The organism is Halorussus sp. AFM4 (genome assembly GCF_051194995.1).
GTDB lineage: Archaea > Halobacteriota > Halobacteria > Halobacteriales > Haladaptataceae > Halorussus.
The window spans coordinates 758,036-776,276 of sequence record NZ_JBNTJT010000003.1 but is presented as its reverse complement, the minus strand read 5'-3'; the positions used below and the strand labels follow the sequence as shown (position 1 = coordinate 776,276).

Below are 18,241 nucleotides of genomic sequence, written 5' to 3'. Positions count from 1 at the left end.
GTCGGCAGGCCTCGAAACCATTATGCGGCTCGCCGTCGGAAATCCAGGTACATGCTACGGGTCGGCATCAACGGCTACGGGACCATCGGCAAGCGCGTCGCGGACGCGGTCCGCGCCCAACCGGACATGGAGGTCGTCGGCGTCGCGAAGACGCGGCCCAACTTCGAGGCCGAGCGGGCCGTCGAGAAGGGCTACCCCCTCTACGCCGCGGTCGAGGACCGCGTCGAACTGTTCGACGACGCCGGCATCGGACTCGCCGGGATGGTCGAGGAACTGGTCGAGGCCAGCGACGTGGTGGTCGACGCCTGTCCCTCGGGCATCGGCGAGCAGAACGCCGAGATGTACGAGGAGCACGACACGCCCGCGCTCTACCAGGGCGGGGAGTCGGCCGACTTCGTCGACACCAGCTTCAACGCCCGGTCGAACTTCTCGGACGCCGTCGGCGCCGACCACGTCCGCGTGGTCTCGTGTAACACCACGGGGCTCTCGCGGCTGGTCGCGCCGCTCCGCGAGGAGTACGGCGTCGAGAAGGTCCGGGCGACGCTGGTCCGGCGCGGCGGCGACCCGGCCCAGACCGGCCGGGGCCCCATCAACGACATCCTGCCGAACCCGGTCAGCCTGCCCTCCCACCACGGGCCGGACGTCCAGACCATCTTCCCCGACCTGTCCATCGACACCCTCGGCCTGAAGGTGCCCGCGACGCTGATGCACATGCACAGCGTCAACGTCACCCTCGAATCCGAACCCGACGCCGCCGAGGTGCGCGACCTGCTGGAGGGCGAGTCCCGGCTGTTCGTCATCCCCGAGCACTTCGACATCGACGGCGCGGGCAAGCTCAAGGAGTACGCCCAGGACGTCGGCCGGCCGCGGGGCGACATCTGGGAGAACTGCGTCTGGGGCGAGTCGATCACGACGGAGGGCGACGACCTCTACCTCTTCCAGGCCATCCACCAGGAGAGCGACGTCGTGCCCGAGAACGTCGACGCGGTCCGCGCGGTGACGAACAGCGCGGACGCCGCCGAGAGCGTCGAGGCGACGAACGAGGCGCTCGGGATGGGCATCTAGGGCCGAGCGCGGTTCCGCAAAATAGTTCTCGGTCGGTTAGCGGGGACGGTACCGGGTCGACGGGGTCACTGCGTGATGGGCATCTCGGGACCTCCAGCGCTTGCTTTCGACTCCGACAACATATACTTTCTCCCCGAACGTGCGTTCAGAGAACGTGTGGCACGACGAAGGGAACCGCCGTCGCGACGGGGTGTCGATACGGAGACGGGACGGCTACCCCGGGGTAGAGCGACGAAGCGGTCCGACCGCGCTCCGGCTCTGCCCACCAAATCGGCGCACGGAACCGGCGACCCGGCCCGAGTGCCAAAGGCTTTTGCTTGCAAGCGCCGTACTCTCGCACATGCGACGAGACGACCGCGACGACCCCTTCGACGACCTCTTCCGCGAGATCGAGCGCATGATGAACGAGATGATGGGCGACGACTTCGACATGCGCGTCGAGCGCGGCGGGGGCGGCGGCCAGACCGGGTTCGGCAGCGAGACCCACGTCGACGTCCACGAGGCCGACGACGAGGTCCGGGTCATCGCCGACCTCCCGGGCGTCGAGAAGGCCGACATCGACCTCAAGTGCGACGGCGAGACGCTGACCATCGGCGCGGCCAGCGACCACCGCGAGTACGACGAGCGGGTCCGGCTGCCCGCCCAGGTCGACGAGCACTCCGCGACCGCGACGTACAACAACGGCGTCCTCGAGGTCACGTTCGAGAAGTCCGAGGACTCCGCCGACATCGACGTCCAGTAGTCGCGCTCGGCGTCCGGTCTCTGCGCCCGACTCTCTTCTCCGATCTGCGGTCGGTCGTCGACGGGTCGTCCGGTCTGTACTCCCGAATCCGTTGCTGCTCGGTGGCCGTCCGCCGGTCCCCGAGTCCGCCCGTCCACCGAGCGGCGCCCGACTCCACGCGCTTTTACGCCCGGGCTACGTAGACGACTCCATATGAGCGAGACAGCAGAGCGCGTCGCGGTCACCTGCCCCTCCTGTTCGCCCGACGTGGAGACGGTCCACGAGGTGCTCAAGGACGGGTCCGGGCAGTCGACCGTGCGCTGCACGGAGTGCGGTCACGTCCACAAGACGACCATCGAGACCGAGGCGGACGTCGAGCGCGACGTGGTGGTCTCCCAGGACGGCGAGTCGTTCACCGCGACCGTGGAGGCCCCGCCGAGCGAGACCGTCGCGGTCGGCGAGGAGTTCGTCCTCGAGACCCCCGAAGCCATCATGGTCGTGCGGATCACCGACCTCCAGCTGGGCGACGAGAAGCGCGCCGAGCGGGCCGAGGTCGAGGACGTCGAGACGTTCTGGACCCGCGCGGTCGACAACGTCCGGGTCAACGTCACGGTCAACCCCACGGACGGCCGGCGCGACGACTCCCGGAGCGTCAAGATCTCGGTGCCCGGCGACGAGGAGTTCGCGGTGGGCGAGACCTACGAGTTCGGCGACGAGGAGTTCACGGTCAAGTCCATCGCGCTCCGCGACGACGCCCACGGCTACGACTTCAACCCCCTGGGCGAGGCGGGCGACGAAGCGGTCGCGAAGGACATCAAGCGACTCTACGCCGACGACGAGACGTCGTCGGCCTGGTCCGCGTGGTGACGTAGCATGTTCGGGGGAGGGGACGACCGCGACCGGAACGCGACCGACCGCGATCGCGGCGCGAGCGGTGACGGCGACGACTACCGGCGGGCCCGCGAGCGGATGGTCGAGGGGCTCGCCGACCGCGACGACTTCGACGAGGCGACGCTCGACGCGATGCGGGCGGTGCCGCGCCACGAGTTCGTGCCGCCGGGCCGCCGCGACAGCGCCTACGCCGACCGGCCGCTGCCAATCGGCAACGACCAGACCATCAGCGCGCCCCACATGGTCGCCGCGATGGTCGACATGCTCGACCTCGACGCCGGCGAGGCGGTCCTGGAGATCGGCACCGGCTGCGGCTACCACGCCGCGGTCACCGCCGAGGTGGTCGGCCCGGAGCACGTCTACAGCGTCGAGTACCACGAGTCGCTGGCCCGCGAGGCCCGCGACCGACTCGACCGGCTCGGCTACGGCGGGGTCTCGGTCCGGGTCGGCGACGGCCGCCGGGGGTGGGCCGACCACGCGCCCTACGACGCCGCCTACCTGACCGCCGCGCCGGCGGACTTCCCGCCCGCGGTGGTCGAGCAGGTCCGGCCCGAGGGCCGGCTGCTCGCGCCGCTGGACGCGACCGGCGGCCCGGCGGCGGGCCAGCGACTCGTCTTCGCCCGCCGGCGCGCCGACGGATCGCTCGACCGCGAGCCCCGCGGCCGGGTGCGGTTCGTCCCGATGCAGGGCGACCGAGCGCAGGGGTAGCTGCCGAGGGGCCGAGCGCCCGGTCGGACGCCGGGAGACCGAGCGTCTCGTCGGAAGCCGGGGGACTAAGCCCCGGGCCCGCGTCGCGCCGGTATGGACTACCGCGAAGCGCTGCTCCTGTGGGCCGCCCGCGAGACCGGCGTCATAGAGGCTGTGACGACCGAGGCCGGGACGCCCGCCGAGGTGGCCGCGGCCGCGGACGTCACCGAACGCGCCGCCCGCATCACCCTGGAGGCGATGGCCGAGCTCGGCTACCTGGAGGCCGTCGGCGACGAGGAACTCGGCGGAACCGACGACGCTGCCGGAACCGACGTCCGGTACGAGATCACGAACCGCGCGCTCGGGTTCGTCGCCAAGGCCGACGTGCGCTCCATCGGGTCGACGCCCCACGCGCTCGACTGCGTGGACCGCTGGCTCGCACTCCCCGAGACGATGCGGACCGGGAGCCCGCCCGACGCCGAGGCGGTCTCGGGGGACTGGACCGCCAATTTCATGGGCGCGATGGCGAGCGTCGACGACGCGACCGTCCGGGCGAGCGTCACCGCCGCGGTCCACCGCAACCCCGGCGCCGAGCGCGTGCTCGACGCCGGCGGCGGGCCGGGCGTCTTCGCCAAGGAGTTCGTCCGCCGGGGGTTCGAGGTGACGCTCGTCGACCGGCCTGACGTGATCGACGTCGACCGCCGATTCTTGGAACACGAACCCGTCGACCTGGTCGCGGGCGACATCACCGAGTCACTCCCCGCGGACGGGTTCGACATCGTGTTCGGCTCGCGCGTTGCCCACACCATGAGCCCCGACGGGAACCGGCAGTTCCTCGCCAACGCCTACGACGCCCTCGGACCCGGCGGCGCGGTCGTGCTCACCGACAAGGTCCGTGGCCGTGCAGACGACGCGGCCCTGTTCGGGGCGCACATGCTCGCCCAGACCGAGGCCGGCGACACCTACACCGAGGCCCAGTTCGCGGAGTGGCTCGACGCGGCCGGGTTCGAGGACGTCGAAGTCCGGGACGTGCCCGGCACCGGCGACCAGGTCATCGCCGGACGGCGGCCGGGTGATTGAAGTTCTCTCGTGACCACGGGGGTCGTATGGACCTCGCGGTGCTGCGCGACGACATGGTCGACAGCCTCGAACACTCCGCGAAGGGTGTCGTCACCAGCGACAGCGTCAGCGCCGCGATGCGGGCCGTGCCGCGCCACGAGTTCGTCGACGACGACCGGCTGGCCTATGCCGACCGGTCGTTCGAGCGGCTGGGGACCCGCGTCCTCGCGCCGAGCACCGCCGCCCGACTGCTCGAGGCGCTCGACGCCGACGAGGGCGACTCGGTGCTGGTCGTCGGCGCGGGCGTGGGCTACACCGCCGCCGTCCTCGCCGAGATCGTCGGCGAGCGCAACGTCCACGCGGTCGACATCACCCGCCGGGTGGTGCTGGAGGCCCGGAGCAACCTCGCCGAGGCCGGCTACGGCGGCGTGTTCGTCGACTGCCGCGACGGCGCCGACGGACTCCCGGAGTACGCGCCGTTCGACCGCGTCCTCGTGGAGGCCGCGGCCGCCGACCCGCCGCGACCGCTCCTGCAGCAGCTCGACGCCGACGGCCGGCTGGTCATCCCGCTGGGCGTCGGCGACCAGTCGCTGACGGTGGTCGGGGGCGACGAGGTCGGCGACCAGAAGGGTCGGCCGCTGGGCACCGTCGCGTTCGCGCCGCTGCTCGTGGAGGGCGAGCAGGCCGGCTCCATCGAGCGCAACCGGACCGTCCGCGAGGACCGCGAGCGCGCCGAACGCGCCCGGGAGCGCCGGACCGGCTGGGAGCAGGACTGGATCGACTGGGACGGCGATGGGAGCCGGCTCCGGTAGCCGCTCCCGCCTGCCTCCTACCGACTGTCAGTCGCGGACGACCAGTATCGCGGTGTTCTCCCGTTTGTCGGCGTAGTCGCTGCCGGCGGGCGGCTTGATGCTCACCGCCAGCGTGCCCTGTCGCTGGTTCGGGCCGAGCTCGGGGTCGACCGTCACGCTGATCTCCCCGTTCCCGTCGGTGGTCGCCGTCTCCACGTTGTCGAGGGTCGCGGTGTCGCCGGTGATCACGACCGTCGCGCCCTCGACGGGGTTGCCCTCGGGGTCGACCACGGTCACGTCGATCTCCTTCCGCTCGGGACCGACCACGTCGGGGGAGGGTTTGGCGTCGAGTTCGGTGACGGTCAGGCCGCCGAGCCCCGACAGCATGTTCATCATCACGCCGAGGCTGGCGACGCCCACGACGAGGGCGATGACGAGCCGGATGGGCAGTCCCTCTATCGCGCGGGAGTCGGACGCGAAGCGCCGGAGTCTGGGTCGCATGGGGACGGTTCGTCCCGGCTTCGCACTTGAACCTTCGCGCGAGGGTTTAAATCCCGGAACGCGACCAACTCCGGCTATGCCTCACGTCCTCGGTCGCCGCGCCGCCAGTTCCGCGAGCACCACTCCCGAGGTCGCGAACGCCGATTCCGACGGAGCTCGCCCACCGCCGCCGTCGGCCCACCTCGGCGCGTACCGGGCCCGCGACGGGAGCGCCGGCGCGCGGGTCCGCGTCGATCTCGACGGCCCCCACGCCGGACTGGTCGTCGGCAAGCGCGGCTACGGCAAGTCCTACACGCTCGGCGTTCTCGCGGAGGAACTCGCCCGCGCCGAGGGGGTCGCCCCGGTCGTGGTCGACCCGATGGGGGTCTTCTCCTCGCTGGGCTGTCTCGGAGTTCGGATTGTCGACGACCCCCGAGTCGCCGCCGACGCGCTCGCGCCGCGGGCCTGGTGCGACCTGCTCGGACTGGCGGCCGACGACCCGGCGGGGGCGCTGGTCTGGCAGGCCGCGGCGGCCCGCTCGACCTTGGCCGGGATGCGGTCGTTCGTCGCCGCCGCCGACACCAGGGCCGACCGGGCGACCCGCCGGGCGGCCGACAACCACCTCGCGCTCGCCGAGTCGTGGGGCGTCTTCGCGCCCGACGCCCCGACCGCCGCGGACCTGCTGGCGTCCCCGACCGGGGCCGGGACCAGCGCCGGCACCGTGCTCGACCTCTCGGGGCTCGACCCCGGCCCGGCGAACGCGGTCGTGCGGGCGGTCGCCGCCGGCCTCTACGACCACTGCGTCGGCGGGCGCCCGGCCCGGCTCCCGTGGCTGCTGGTCGACGAGGTCCACGCCTTCTTCGCGGCCGACGACCGACCGAGTTCGGCCGATTCCGGAACCGCGACGCGCTCACGGAACGTCGCGGCGCCGGCGCTCCGGCGGGTGCTCACCAGGGGCCGCCAGCCCGGGCTGAGCCTGGTTGCGGCGACCCAGCGGCCCAGCGCGCTCCCGCCGGTCGCGGTGTCACAGGCCGACCTCCTGCTGGCCCACCGGCTCACCTCGCGGGCCGACCTCGACGCCCTGGCGGCCGCCCGCCCGACCTACCTCGGGTCGTTCGAGGACCGCCTCCCCGACGCGCCCGGCGAGGTGCTGCTGGTCGACGACGCGACCGAGAGCGTCCACGCGGTCAGCGTCCGGGAGCGCCAGACGCCCCACGGCGGCGGCAGTCCGAGCGCACGTGCGCGCCCCGGCCGGGGTGGGGCCGACCGCTGAGGGCGCATCGAAACCAGTTTCCCGGTCGCCGCGCTCGTCGGAGACGAGTACCGCATGTCGGAGGGGAGCGTCGGGTCGGCGACAGCAAGCGCGGACGGACGGAGCGAGGCGACTGGCGGCGAGGGGTCAGACGCCGCATCGCCCCCGACGCGGGCGCTCGACCGCCTCGAACCCGTCCTGCTCGTCGCGGTCGGCGGCTTCGCAGGTGCGGTCCTCCGATACGCCGCGGCGGTCGCGCTCCCCGACGGCTTCCCCTGGGGCACGCTCGCGGTCAACGTCGCGGGGAGCTTCGCGCTCGGCGTCCTGCTCGCCGAGGCCGAACTGACGGGCCGGCTCGGTGCCCGTGCCCGTCTCGTCCTCGGCACTGGCTTCCTCTCGTCGTTCACGACCTACAGCACCTTCGCGGTCCAGACGGCCGCGCTGGCGCCGACGCTGGCGCTCGCCAACGTCGCCGCGAACTACGCGCTCGGGTTCGCGGCCGCGCTGGCCGGGCGGGCCGCGGTTCGGTGGGTGGCGGGCGCGGAGGTGGCGGCGTGACGCGGCGAGGTGGGCCGAGCGAGGAGGTGGCCCGGTGAACCCGTACCTGCTCGTGGGCGCTGGCGGTGTCCTCGGCGCCCTCTCGCGGTTCGCGGTCGGCGCTCTGCTGCCCGGCCGCCGGCGGGACACCCTCGCGGTGAACGTCCTCGGCAGCTTCGCGCTCGGCGCGCTCACGGTCGGACTCGCCGACGGCTCGGCGCTGCTGACCGCGCTCGGTACCGGCTTCTGCGGGGCGTTCACGACGTTCTCGAGCTTCACGGTCGAGACCGTCGAGCTGTACGAGACCGGCGAGACGCGGGCGGCGGTCGGCAACGCCGCGGTGCACCTGGTCGGCGCGCTGCTCGCGGTCGCGCTCGGCGGGTGGGCAGCGACGACTCTCGCGTGACCGCGGCGGAGTTGGCCACGGTAGCGCAACGGCGAGTGTCACTACCGGACGACATCCCACGCCCACACGGCGAGTCCGATTCCCACGAGGAACACCCCGACGGCCGACGTCGCGGGCTCGGGGAAGAGGAACAGCAGGACACCGACGACGAAGAGCGCCGGAACCAGTTCCTCGTCCAGGAAGCTCTCGTTCTCGTCGGCGTTCGCCTCGTCGACCATACGTCGTGAACGGTTGACCCGGAGTTACCACTTGGGGCGATCGCGGACGTTGCAACGGGCGTCGACTGGACGGGTGTCCGTCAGTCTACTCTCCGCTGTGCTCTGCGTCGACGAACACGGCTACGCGTACTGCTGTCGTCGGCTCGATAGAGAGGTGGCCGAACGACTCGGAACTCAGAATTGGTCCGTCGCAGAAAGCGCCCGAGGCGGGATTTGAACCGGAGCAAGACGGTCCTGCTCACTGCGTTGCGCGGGCTGCGTCTTGTAGGGTTCGAATCCGTCGTATCGTCGTTTCGTCGCGGACCGACTCACTCGTCGCTAGGGCTCCTCGTTCGTGTGGTCCGCGACAGAAAGCGCCCGAGGCGGGATTTGAACCCGCGTCACAACCGTGACAGGGTTGTATGATGGGCCACTACACCACCCGGGCTCCTGAACGCATTCTCATCTTCTGGGTGGCCGTATTAAGGCGTACCGGTTTCCTCCGGTGTTGCCTTCTGTTATCAAGCGCCGGGCGATCCGATGGAACTCCACTACTTCTGGCTGCGCTCCGAACTCTTACGGTATTTCACCGTCGAACTCGTAATCCTCGGCCCAGTTGATCGAAGGATGTTCGATTTCTGCCTCGAACCGAAGTTCCATCTTCTGCTCGGTCACATCTTCAATGTCAATCCAGTAGAGGCTCTCGTTCGGCGGATAGCGGACGATGAAGGCGTCCACTTCACCGTGATACGTATTTTCGTGATACTCCCCCTCGCGCGTCGTCTGTGAGTGAGTATTGAACCGTAACGTCTCCTGCTTGTTTTTCCATCCGGTTTTACACTGGATGCGGTATAGAGTTTCACCATCGTCCACGATGAGGTCGTATTTATCGTTATCCCCGAACGGAATTGATACGCTATATCCCTGGGACATGAGTTCGTGAATCACCTTCGCTTCGGTCTCATCTCCTTTCTCTTTCGTATTTGCTGTCGTCATCTTAATTCTATTCTACACTCCTGCTCCAATAGTAATTGACTATTTCGACTACTGTCCAGGTGACAGGTAGTTCACAAGTGCTATGAAGCGAACTGACGGTGCCGTAACGAAAGGGGACTTAGACCCGACTACAAACTCTCAGAGATAAGTTCCCTCTAACGTCAACCGGAACCAGCGGAACGGTCCGAGACCAAATCTCACCGGAGCTGCCGTTTTGGCTCAAGCAGCGGCTTGCTAATCTGAGAATGTAGCTGACGAAATATCCAATCTTAGCCCTTTTCCGGTTGTGACGAGTAAGCAAGCCGTTCAGTCTTTGTTTTCAGAGACGGAAACTATAAAAAATGGGGCCGAAGTCGAAATTATTATATGTCAATCTAACTGCGGGAATTGTTTCGTCAGAATAGATCTCTTAACGCGATGCTCTTCGTTCATGAGGTCCGTCGCAGAAAGCGCCCGAGGCGGGATTTGAACCCGCGTCACAACCGTGACAGGGTTGTATGATGGGCCACTACACCACCCGGGCTCCTGAACGCACTCTCCGGTTGTCCCCGGTCGGACTTAAGGCTTCTCAAACGGACCGGGCGGACTCCCCCGCCGACCGGTCGCCGTCTGGCGGGTGGCCGCCCAAAACCATTTATAGTTCCGGAAAGTCGGTGTCACTCGTGGGCACTCCGCCGCGGCCGCGTCCCGACCGGGGTGGGTCGAACAGCTAGCCGTGCGCGGCGCTACTTAGCAAGTCTTAAATGAGCGCCCTGTGTATTGCCCTGTAGTATCTCGTGATAGCCATTTCTCCCGTTCGCCAGACAGCCCATCACCACACATGGTAGACGTAAGCCAACACGACATGGTTCCGGACCACAGCGTCGTCGACGACGAGGAGCTGGACGACGTGATGGAGGAGTACGACATCAAACCGACCGACCTGCCGAAGATAAAACGCACCGACGCCGCGCTCCCGGACGACGCGGAGGTCGGCGACGTCATCAAGATCGTGCGCGACTCCCGAACGACAGACACCGCGACAATCTACCGACTCGTCGTAGAATAACAATGGACAGAGAAGACAGACGCGCCATCTCCCGAGAGTACTTCTCGAAGGAACGGCTCGCCGAACACCACTACCGCTCGTTCAACAGCTTCCTGGGCCGCGGGATGCAGGAGGTCGTCGACGAGAAGGGGACGATCGACACCGACATCGGCGACAAGGAGGACGAGGAACCGGTCCACGTCGAACTCGGCGACGTGCGAATCGTCACCCCGCGCGTGCGGGAGGCCGACGGCAGCGAGGAACTGCTGTACCCCCAGGAGGCCCGCCTGCGTAACATCACCTACGCCGCGCCCGTGTTCATGGAGATGTCCATCGTGAAGGGCGAGGGCGAGGACCAGCGCGTGGTCGACGCCACCGAGACCAAGGTGGGCCGGATGCCCATCATGGTCGGCTCCGAGAAGTGCAACATCGCGGGCTTCTCCGACGAGGAGCTCGTCGAGATCGGCGAGGACCCCGCCGACCCCGGCGGCTACTTCATCGTCAACGGCTCCGAGCGGGTGCTGATGACCAGCGAGGACCTCGCGCCCAACAAGATCCTCGCGGAGTACGACACCAAGTACGGCGACGAGATCCAGGTCGCCAAGACGTTCTCCCAGCGCCGGGGGTACCGCGCGCTGGTGCTGGTCGAGCGGACCCGCGACGGGCTGCTCGAGGTGTCGTTCCCGTCGGTCTCGGGCAGCGTCAACTTCGTGACGCTCGTCCGGGCGCTCGGGCTCGAATCCGACGAGGAGATCGTCCACCGGGTCAGCGACGACCCCGAGATCGTGAAGTTCATGCTCGAGAACCTCGAGGCCGCCGACGTCCAGACCGAGGAGGAGGCCATCGAGAAGCTCGGCAAGCGGGTCGCCTCCGGGCAGGGCAAGAACTACCAGCTCAAGCGGGCCAACTACGTCATCGACCGCTACCTCCTGCCGCACCTCCACGAGGAGGGCGTCGAGGAGGAGGACGTCCGGATCAACAAGGCCTACTACCTCTGCCGGATGGCCGAGGCGTGCTTCGAGCTGGCGCTCGACCGGCGCGAACCCGACGACAAGGACCACTACGCCAACAAGCGCCTGAAGGTCAGCGGCGACCTGATGAAGGACCTGTTCCGGACGGCGCTCAACAAGCTGGCTCGGGACGTGAAGTACCAGCTCGAGCGGGCCAACATGCGCAACCGCCAGCTGTCGGTCAACACCGTGGTCCGGTCGGACGTGCTGACCGAGCGGCTCGAACACCCCATCGCGACGGGCAACTGGGTCGGCGGCCGGTCGGGCGTGAGCCAGCTGGTCGACCGGACCGACTTCATGGGGGTCCTGTCGCACCTCCGGCGGCTCCGGTCGCCGCTGTCCCGCAGCCAGCCCCACTTCGAGGCGCGGGACCTCCACGCGACCCAGTGGGGTCGCATCTGCCCCTCCGAGACCCCGGAGGGACCGAACTGTGGGCTGGTGAAGAACTTCGCCCAGGCGATGGAGCTGTCGCAGAACATCGACGACGAACAGGGCCTCAAGCGGGAACTGGCCTCGATGGGCGTCGAGGGCATCCCGGGGATCGAGGGCGTCGAATCAACCGCGAGCGCGGACGACTAACATGAGTCAGGGACGAGAAGCCAAGGTTTACGTGAACGGTAGTCTGGTCGGGACCCACCCCGACCCGGAACAGCTCGCCGAGCAGGTCCGCCACGCGCGCCGCCGGGGCGACGTGAGCGAGATGGTCAACGTCTCCATCAAGGAGCGGACCCGCGAGGTCATCATCAACGCCGACGCCGGCCGGGCGCGCCGCCCGCTGCTGGTCGTCGAGAACGGCGAACCCCTCGCGACCGAGGAGGAGGTCGAGGCGCTCAAGAACGGCGACCTCGACTTCGACGACCTGGTCGAGCGCGGCAAGGTCGAGTTCATCGACGCCGAGGAGGAGGAGGACATCTACGTCGCGGTCGACGAGGAGCACCTCACCGAGGACCACACCCACCTCGAGGTCGACCCCCAGCTCATCTTCGGCATCGGCGCGGGCATGGTGCCGTACCCCGAGCACAACGCCTCGCCCCGGATCACGATGGGGTCGGGGATGATCAAGCAGTCGCTCGGGCTGCCGGCCGCGAACTACCGCATCCGGCCCGACACCCGCCAGCACCTGCTGCACTACCCCCAGCTCTCGATGGTCAAGACCCAGACCACCGAGCAGATCGGCTACGACGAGCGGCCCGCGGCACAGAACTTCACGGTCGCCGTGATGAGCTACGAGGGGTTCAACATCGAGGACGCGCTGGTGCTCAACGGCGGCTCGGTGGACCGCGCGCTCGCCCGGTCGCACTTCTTCCGGACCTACGAGGGCGAGGAGCGCCGGTATCCCGGCGGCCAGGAGGACCGCTTCGAGATCCCGAGCGACGACGTGCGGGGCGCCCGCGGCGAGGACGCCTACACGCACCTCGACGAGGACGGCCTGGTCAACCCCGAGACCCGGGTCGACGAGAACTCGGTGCTGCTGGGCAAGACGAGCCCGCCCCGGTTCCTCGAGGAGCCCGACGACATGGGCGGCCTCTCCCCGCAGAAGCGCCGCGAGACCTCGGTCACGATGCGCTCCGGTGAGTCCGGCGTCGTCGACACCGTCACCCTGATGGAGGGCGAGGACGGCTCGAAGCTCTCGAAGGTGTCGGTGCGCGACGAGCGCATCCCGGAGCTGGGCGACAAGTTCGCGTCCCGGCACGGTCAGAAGGGCGTCGTCGGCCACATCGCGCCCCAGGAGGACATGCCGTTCACCGAGGAGGGCGTCGTGCCCGACCTCATCATCAACCCCCACGCGCTGCCGTCCCGGATGACGGTCGGCCACGTGCTGGAGATGATCGGCGGCAAGGTCGGCGCGCTCGAGGGCCGGCGCGTCGACGGGACGCCGTTCACCGGTGAGGACGAGGAGGAACTGCGCAGCGGGCTCGAGGAGCAGGGCTTCAAGTCCTCGGGCAAGGAGATCATGTACTCCGGCGTCACCGGCGAGAAGATCGAGGCCGAGATCTTCATCGGGACCATCTTCTACCAGAAGCTCTACCACATGGTCTCGAACAAGCTCCACGCCCGGTCGCGCGGCCCGGTGCAGGTGCTCACCCGCCAGCCCACCGAGGGCCGGGCGCGGGAGGGCGGCCTGCGCGTCGGGGAGATGGAGCGCGACGTGCTCATCGGGCACGGCGCGGCCCTGACGCTGAAGGAGCGGCTGCTCGACGAGTCGGACCGCGAGTGGATCTACGTCTGCGCGAACTGCGGCATGAGCGCGGTCGAGAACGTCGAGCAGAACCGCGTCTACTGTCCGAACTGCGACGAGGAGACCGACATCCACGAGATCGAGATGTCCTACGCGTTCAAGCTGCTGCTCGACGAGATGAAGGCGCTGGGCATCGCTCCGCGACTCGAACTGGAGGACGCTGTCTAACATGTCAACAGGACAAACACCCAAGGAGATCGGCGAGATCAGCTTCGGGCTGATGGACCCCGAGGAGTACCGCGAGATGTCGGCGACCAAGATCATCACCGCCGACACCTACGACGACGACGGCTTCCCCATCGACATGGGGCTGATGGACCCGCGGCTGGGCGTCATCGACCCCGGGCTGGAGTGCAAGACCTGCGGCAAGCACTCGGGGTCGTGTAACGGCCACTTCGGCCACATCGAGCTGGCGGCGCCCGTCATCCACGTCGGGTTCACCAAGCTCATCCGGCGGCTGCTCCGGGGCACCTGCCGCAACTGCTCGCGGCTGCTGCTGACCGACGACGAGCAGGCCAAGTACGAGTCGAAGCTGACCCGGACCCGAGAGCTCGGCAACGACATCAACGACGTGACCAAGGCCGCCATCCGGGAGGCCCGCAAGAAGGACCGGTGTCCGTACTGCGGCGAGGTCCAGTACGACATCAACCACGAGAAGCCCACCACCTACTACGAGGTCCAGCAGGTCCTCACCAGCGAGTACTCCGAGCAGATCGCCGCCGCGATGCAGGGCCAGAGCGGCGACGAGGACGACGAGGAGGAGCGCGAGCCCGTCGCGCCCCAGGAGCTGGCCGAGCAGACCGGCATCGACCTCTCGCGCATCAACGAGATCATGTCCGGCGAGTTCCGGCCCCGGGAGTCCGACCGGAAGGCCATCGAGAAGGCGCTGGACATCGACCTCACCGAGGAGGACATGAACAAGCTGATGCCCAGCGACATCCGGGACTGGTTCGAGGACATCCCGGACGAGGACGTCGCCGTGCTGGGCATCGACCCCGAGCGGTCGCGCCCGGAGTGGATGATCCTGACGGTGCTGCCGGTGCCGCCGGTGACGGCCCGCCCGTCGATCACGCTCGACAACGGCCAGCGCTCGGAGGACGACCTGACCCACAAGCTGGTCGACATCATCCGCATCAACCAGCGGTTCATGGAGAACCGCGAGGCCGGCGCGCCCCAGCTCATCATCGAGGACCTCTGGGAGCTGCTCCAGTACCACGTCACCACGTTCATGGACAACGAGATCTCGGGCACGCCGCCGGCCCGCCACCGCTCGGGCCGACCCCTCAAGACGCTCAGCCAGCGGCTGAAGGGCAAGGAGGGCCGCTTCCGGGGTAGCCTCTCCGGGAAGCGCGTGAACTTCTCGGCCCGGACCGTCATCTCGCCGGACCCGACCCTCTCGCTCAACGAGGTCGGCGTCCCCGAGCGGGTCGCCCGCGAGATGACCCAGACGATGAACGTCACCGACCGCAACGTCGAGGAGGCCCGGCGCTACGTCGCCAACGGCCCCGAGGGCCACCCGGGCGCCAACTACGTCAAGCGCCCCGACGGGCGCCGGCTGAAGGTGACCGAGAAGAACTGCGAGGAGCTCGCCACGAAGGTCGAGCCCGGCTGGGAGGTCAACCGCCACATGGTCGACGGCGACATCGTCATCTTCAACCGCCAGCCGTCGCTCCACCGGATGTCCATCATGGCCCACGAGGTCGTGGTGATGCCGTACAAGACGTTCCGGCTCAACACGGTCGTCTGCCCGCCGTACAACGCCGACTTCGACGGCGACGAGATGAACATGCACGCGCTCCAGAACGAGGAGGCCCGCGCCGAGGCCCGCGTCCTGATGCGCGTCCAGGAGCAGATCCTCTCGCCGCGGTTCGGCGAGAACATCATCGGGGCCATCCAGGACCACATCTCCGGGATGTACCTGCTGACCAACCAGAACCCCCACTTCAACGAGACCCAGGCGCTCGACCTGCTCCGGGCGACCCGGATCGACGAACTGCCCGAGCCGTCGGGCCGCGAGGACGGCGAGCCCTACTGGACCGGCCGCGACATCTTCTCGGAGCTGCTGCCGAGCGACCTCAACATCGAGTTCACCGGCACCGTCGGCGACGACGTCGTCATCGAGGACGGCCAGCTCATCGAGGGCACCATCGCCGAGGACGAGGTCGGCGAGTTCGGCGGCGAGATCGTCGACACCATCACGAAGGTGTACGGCAACACCCGCGCCCGCATCTTCATCAACGAGGTCGCGGCGCTCGCGATGCGCTCGATCATGCACTTCGGGTTCTCCATCGGCATCGACGACGAGTCGATCCCGGCGGAGGCCCAGAACCGCATCGACGAGGCCATCGACAACGCCTACGACCGGGTCGAGGAGCTCATCGAGACCTACCAGAACGGCGACCTGGAGTCGCTGCCCGGCCGGACGGTCGACGAGACCCTCGAGATGAAGATCATGCAGACGCTCGGCAAGGCCCGCGACTCGGCCGGCGACATCGCCGAGGAGCACTTCGCCGACGACAACCCCGCCGTGGTGATGGCCGAGTCCGGCGCGCGTGGCTCGATCCTCAACCTGACCCAGATGGCCGGCTGCGTCGGCCAGCAGGCGGTCCGCGGCGAGCGCATCAACCGCGGCTACGAGGACCGCACCCTCAGCCACTACAAGCCCAACGACCTCTCGGCGGAGGCCCACGGCTTCGTGGAGCACTCCTACACCGGCGGGCTCAACCCCCGGGAGTTCTTCTTCCACGCGATGGGCGGCCGCGAGGGGCTGGTCGACACGGCGGTCCGGACCTCCAAGTCCGGCTACCTCCAGCGCCGGCTCATCAACGCCCTCTCCGAGCTCGAGACCCAGTACGACGGCACGGTCCGGGACACCTCCGACACCATCGTCCAGTTCGAGTTCGGCGAGGACGGCACCAGTCCCGTGAAGGTCGCCTCGAACGAGGAGAGCGACATCGACGTCGACCAGATCGCCGACCGCATCCTCGAGGAGGAGTTCGGCAGCGACGAGCGCAAGCGGGAGTTCCTCGGCGAGAAGCGGCCGCCGACGAACCTCTCGGAGCACGTCGACGCCCGACAGGCCCGCAGCGACGACTGACGCCGTACCCACACCAACCACACCATGACCGACTACGACGTATCCGAAGACATCGAGGCCGTCGTCGAGGACACCGACCTCCCGCGACGGCTGAAGGACGAGGTGTACAGCACCGTGGAGCGCCGCGACGGCGTCACCGCCGAGCAGGCCGACCAGATCGCCCAGGCGGTCGAGAACCGCTACCTCGACACTCGGGTCGACCCGCTCGACCCGGTCGGGACCGTCTCGGCCCAGTCCATCGGGGAGCCCGGGACGCAGATGACGATGAACACGTTCCACTACGCGGGCGTCGCGGAGATCGACGTGACCCAGGGGCTGCCCCGGCTCATCGAGCTGGTCGACGCCCGGAAGACCCCCGACACGCCGATGATGACGGTGTACCTCGAGGACGAGTACGCCACCGACCGCGAGAAGGCCCACGAGGTCGTCTGGCAGATCGAGGCGACCCGCATCCTGGCGCTGGGCGACATCTCGACCAACGTCGCCGACATGGTGGTCTCGATCGACCTCAACGAGGACACCCTGAAGGAGCGGATGATCACCCCCGAGGAGGTCGCCGAGATCATCGAGGACGAGCTCGGCGTCCAGACCACCCAGCAGGGCGCGGTCATCGAGTTCGGCCCCCAGGAGCCCAGCTACCGCGACCTGCTCCAGCTGGTCGAGCAGCTCCGCGACATCGTGTTCAAGGGCATCGAGGACATCTCGCGGGTCGTCATCCGGAAGGAGCAGCTCGACGACGGCGAGGAGTTCGTCCTCTACACCGAGGGGTCGGCGTTCGGCGACGTCATGGAGATCGAGGGCGTCGACGCCTCCCGGACCACCTCGAACAACATCCACGAGATCCACAAGAACCTCGGCATCGAGGCGGCCCGCGAGGCCATCATCGAGGAGACGATGAACACCCTCGAGGAGCAGGGCCTCGACGACGTGAACATCCGCCACCTGATGCTGGTCGCCGACATCATGACCAACCGCGGCGAGATCGAGTCCATCGGCCGCCACGGCATCTCCGGCAGCAAGGAGTCGGTGCTGGCCCGGGCGGCGTTCGAGGTCACGGTCAACCACCTGCTCGACGCCGCCATCCACGGCGAGGTCGACGACCTCAACGGCGTCACCGAGAACGTCATCGTCGGCAAGCCCATCAAGCTCGGCACCGGCGACGTCGACCTCCGGATGGGGTCGTCGACCGGCGGCGAACCCGAAGCCTCCGACTGAGCATGGTCGTCACGCTCTCGGACACGGCCCGCCAGTTCATCGCCCTCTTCGAGGACGAGACGGGCGCGACCGCCCGCGACTGCGTCGTCTTCGAGGACGAGGACGGCGACGAGGAGCGCGTTGTGTTCCTGGTCAAGCCCGGCGACATGGCGAAGGCCATCGGTTCTGGCGGCGAGACGGTCCGGGAGGTCGAGGAGAAACTGGGCCGGTCGGTGGTGCTGGTCGAGGACGCCGACACGCCCGAGGCGTTCGTCGCCAACGCCCTCGCGCCGGCGGCGGTGTACAACGTCACGATCAGCGAGGACGACGAGACCGTCGCCTACGCCGAGGTCGACTCGGCGGACACCGGCATCGCCATCGGCGAGGGCGGGCGCAACATCCGGGCCGCCGAGACGCTCGCCAAGCGCCACTACGACATCGACGACATCCAGCTGACCTGAGCGGCGTCCGGGTCGGTCCCCGTCCGACTCGGTACCGCCGCCTCTCGCCCGATCTCGGCTGCTCTCACGTGCTACTCGAACTCGGCTGCTCCCGCAGCTCCGCCCGGCCCCGTCCGCCACTCCGCGGTACC

At 68.5% G+C, this 18,241-nt stretch carries 18 protein-coding genes and 2 tRNA genes; 15 read left to right on the top strand and 5 right to left on the bottom strand.

Features of this window, described 5'->3' with window-relative positions; translation table 11 throughout:
• Positions 1-51 precede the first annotated feature (51 nt).
• The 6 genes from ACQUQF_RS17025 to ACQUQF_RS17000 all read left to right on the top strand — a co-directional run bounded on the left by ACQUQF_RS17025 (position 52) and on the right by ACQUQF_RS17000 (position 5,235).
• Positions 52-1,065 carry a type II glyceraldehyde-3-phosphate dehydrogenase gene (locus ACQUQF_RS17025; RefSeq protein ID WP_435180287.1) on the top strand — a complete coding sequence of 338 codons (1,014 nt, stop codon included), beginning with the start codon at positions 52-54 and terminating at the stop codon, positions 1,063-1,065.
• A 340-nt stretch (positions 1,066-1,405) separates the two neighbouring features.
• Positions 1,406-1,807, top strand: a complete 402-nt coding sequence (locus tag ACQUQF_RS17020) for an Hsp20/alpha crystallin family protein (protein ID WP_435180286.1) — start codon at positions 1,406-1,408, stop codon at positions 1,805-1,807.
• A gap of 192 nt (positions 1,808-1,999) precedes the next feature.
• Positions 2,000-2,653 carry an HVO_0476 family zinc finger protein gene (locus ACQUQF_RS17015; RefSeq protein ID WP_435180285.1) on the top strand — a complete coding sequence of 218 codons (654 nt, stop codon included), beginning with the start codon at positions 2,000-2,002 and terminating at the stop codon, positions 2,651-2,653.
• A 6-nt stretch (positions 2,654-2,659) separates the two neighbouring features.
• Entirely contained in the window at positions 2,660-3,385 is a 726-nt protein-coding gene (locus ACQUQF_RS17010; RefSeq protein WP_435180284.1) for a protein-L-isoaspartate(D-aspartate) O-methyltransferase, read from the top strand.
• Positions 3,386-3,478: 93 nt separating this feature from the next.
• The gene (locus ACQUQF_RS17005) at positions 3,479-4,444 is read left to right on the top strand and encodes a methyltransferase (protein WP_435180283.1); all 966 of its coding nucleotides are present in this window, start codon (positions 3,479-3,481) and stop codon (positions 4,442-4,444) included.
• A 26-nt stretch (positions 4,445-4,470) separates the two neighbouring features.
• Positions 4,471-5,235 (top strand): protein-L-isoaspartate O-methyltransferase family protein, encoded by a 765-nt coding sequence (locus ACQUQF_RS17000; protein WP_435180281.1) that lies wholly within the window; start codon positions 4,471-4,473, stop codon positions 5,233-5,235.
• Positions 5,236-5,262: 27 nt separating this feature from the next.
• Here the strand turns inward: ACQUQF_RS17000 and ACQUQF_RS16995 are convergent, their stop codons facing one another.
• Positions 5,263-5,715, bottom strand: coding sequence for an Ig-like domain-containing protein (locus tag ACQUQF_RS16995; RefSeq protein WP_435180280.1), 453 nt, complete (start codon positions 5,713-5,715; stop codon positions 5,263-5,265).
• Positions 5,716-5,791: 76 nt separating this feature from the next.
• On the opposite strand from ACQUQF_RS16995, the gene ACQUQF_RS16990 reads away from it, so the two are divergent.
• The 3 genes from ACQUQF_RS16990 (at position 5,792) to ACQUQF_RS16980 (ending at position 7,889) form a co-directional block, all read left to right on the top strand.
• Positions 5,792-6,967, top strand: a complete 1,176-nt coding sequence (locus ACQUQF_RS16990) for an ATP-binding protein (RefSeq protein ID WP_435180279.1) — start codon at positions 5,792-5,794, stop codon at positions 6,965-6,967.
• 177 nt (positions 6,968-7,144) lie between these two features.
• Positions 7,145-7,504 carry a CrcB family protein gene (locus tag ACQUQF_RS16985; RefSeq protein ID WP_435180412.1) on the top strand — a complete coding sequence of 120 codons (360 nt, stop codon included), beginning with the start codon at positions 7,145-7,147 and terminating at the stop codon, positions 7,502-7,504.
• Positions 7,505-7,538: 34 nt separating this feature from the next.
• Positions 7,539-7,889, top strand: coding sequence for a fluoride efflux transporter FluC (locus tag ACQUQF_RS16980; protein ID WP_435180278.1), 351 nt, complete (start codon positions 7,539-7,541; stop codon positions 7,887-7,889).
• Positions 7,890-7,930: 41 nt separating this feature from the next.
• On the opposite strand, the gene ACQUQF_RS16975 is transcribed toward ACQUQF_RS16980, so the two are convergent.
• From ACQUQF_RS16975 to ACQUQF_RS16960, 4 genes are all read right to left on the bottom strand, one after another.
• Complete coding sequence (locus ACQUQF_RS16975; protein WP_435180277.1) at positions 7,931-8,107, bottom strand: hypothetical protein; 177 nt, start codon at positions 8,105-8,107, stop codon at positions 7,931-7,933.
• Positions 8,108-8,461: 354 nt separating this feature from the next.
• Positions 8,462-8,534, bottom strand: a tRNA-Asp gene (locus ACQUQF_RS16970).
• A gap of 128 nt (positions 8,535-8,662) precedes the next feature.
• Positions 8,663-9,082 (bottom strand): group I intron-associated PD-(D/E)XK endonuclease, encoded by a 420-nt coding sequence (locus ACQUQF_RS16965; protein WP_435180275.1) that lies wholly within the window; start codon positions 9,080-9,082, stop codon positions 8,663-8,665.
• Between the two features lie 450 nt (positions 9,083-9,532).
• Positions 9,533-9,605, bottom strand: a tRNA-Asp gene (locus ACQUQF_RS16960).
• A 297-nt stretch (positions 9,606-9,902) separates the two neighbouring features.
• Here ACQUQF_RS16960 and ACQUQF_RS16955 point away from each other — a divergent pair.
• From ACQUQF_RS16955 to ACQUQF_RS16930, 6 genes are read left to right on the top strand one after another with little or no spacing between them, the layout of a single operon-like run.
• Complete coding sequence (locus tag ACQUQF_RS16955; protein ID WP_435180274.1) at positions 9,903-10,130, top strand: DNA-directed RNA polymerase subunit H; 228 nt, start codon at positions 9,903-9,905, stop codon at positions 10,128-10,130.
• A 2-nt stretch (positions 10,131-10,132) separates the two neighbouring features.
• Positions 10,133-11,698 (top strand): DNA-directed RNA polymerase subunit B'', encoded by a 1,566-nt coding sequence (locus tag ACQUQF_RS16950; RefSeq protein ID WP_435180273.1) that lies wholly within the window; start codon positions 10,133-10,135, stop codon positions 11,696-11,698.
• A gap of 1 nt (position 11,699) precedes the next feature.
• A complete protein-coding gene (gene rpoB, locus ACQUQF_RS16945) occupies positions 11,700-13,526 on the top strand; it encodes a DNA-directed RNA polymerase subunit B (protein ID WP_435180272.1) in 1,827 nt (608 codons plus the stop codon).
• A 1-nt stretch (position 13,527) separates the two neighbouring features.
• A complete protein-coding gene (locus ACQUQF_RS16940) occupies positions 13,528-16,455 on the top strand; it encodes a DNA-directed RNA polymerase subunit A' (protein WP_435180271.1) in 2,928 nt (975 codons plus the stop codon).
• Positions 16,456-16,479: 24 nt separating this feature from the next.
• Positions 16,480-17,670 carry a DNA-directed RNA polymerase subunit A'' gene (rpoA2, locus tag ACQUQF_RS16935; protein ID WP_435180270.1) on the top strand — a complete coding sequence of 397 codons (1,191 nt, stop codon included), beginning with the start codon at positions 16,480-16,482 and terminating at the stop codon, positions 17,668-17,670.
• A gap of 2 nt (positions 17,671-17,672) precedes the next feature.
• Complete coding sequence (locus tag ACQUQF_RS16930) at positions 17,673-18,110, top strand: NusA-like transcription termination signal-binding factor (protein WP_435180269.1); 438 nt, start codon at positions 17,673-17,675, stop codon at positions 18,108-18,110.
• Positions 18,111-18,241: the final 131 nt, after the last annotated feature.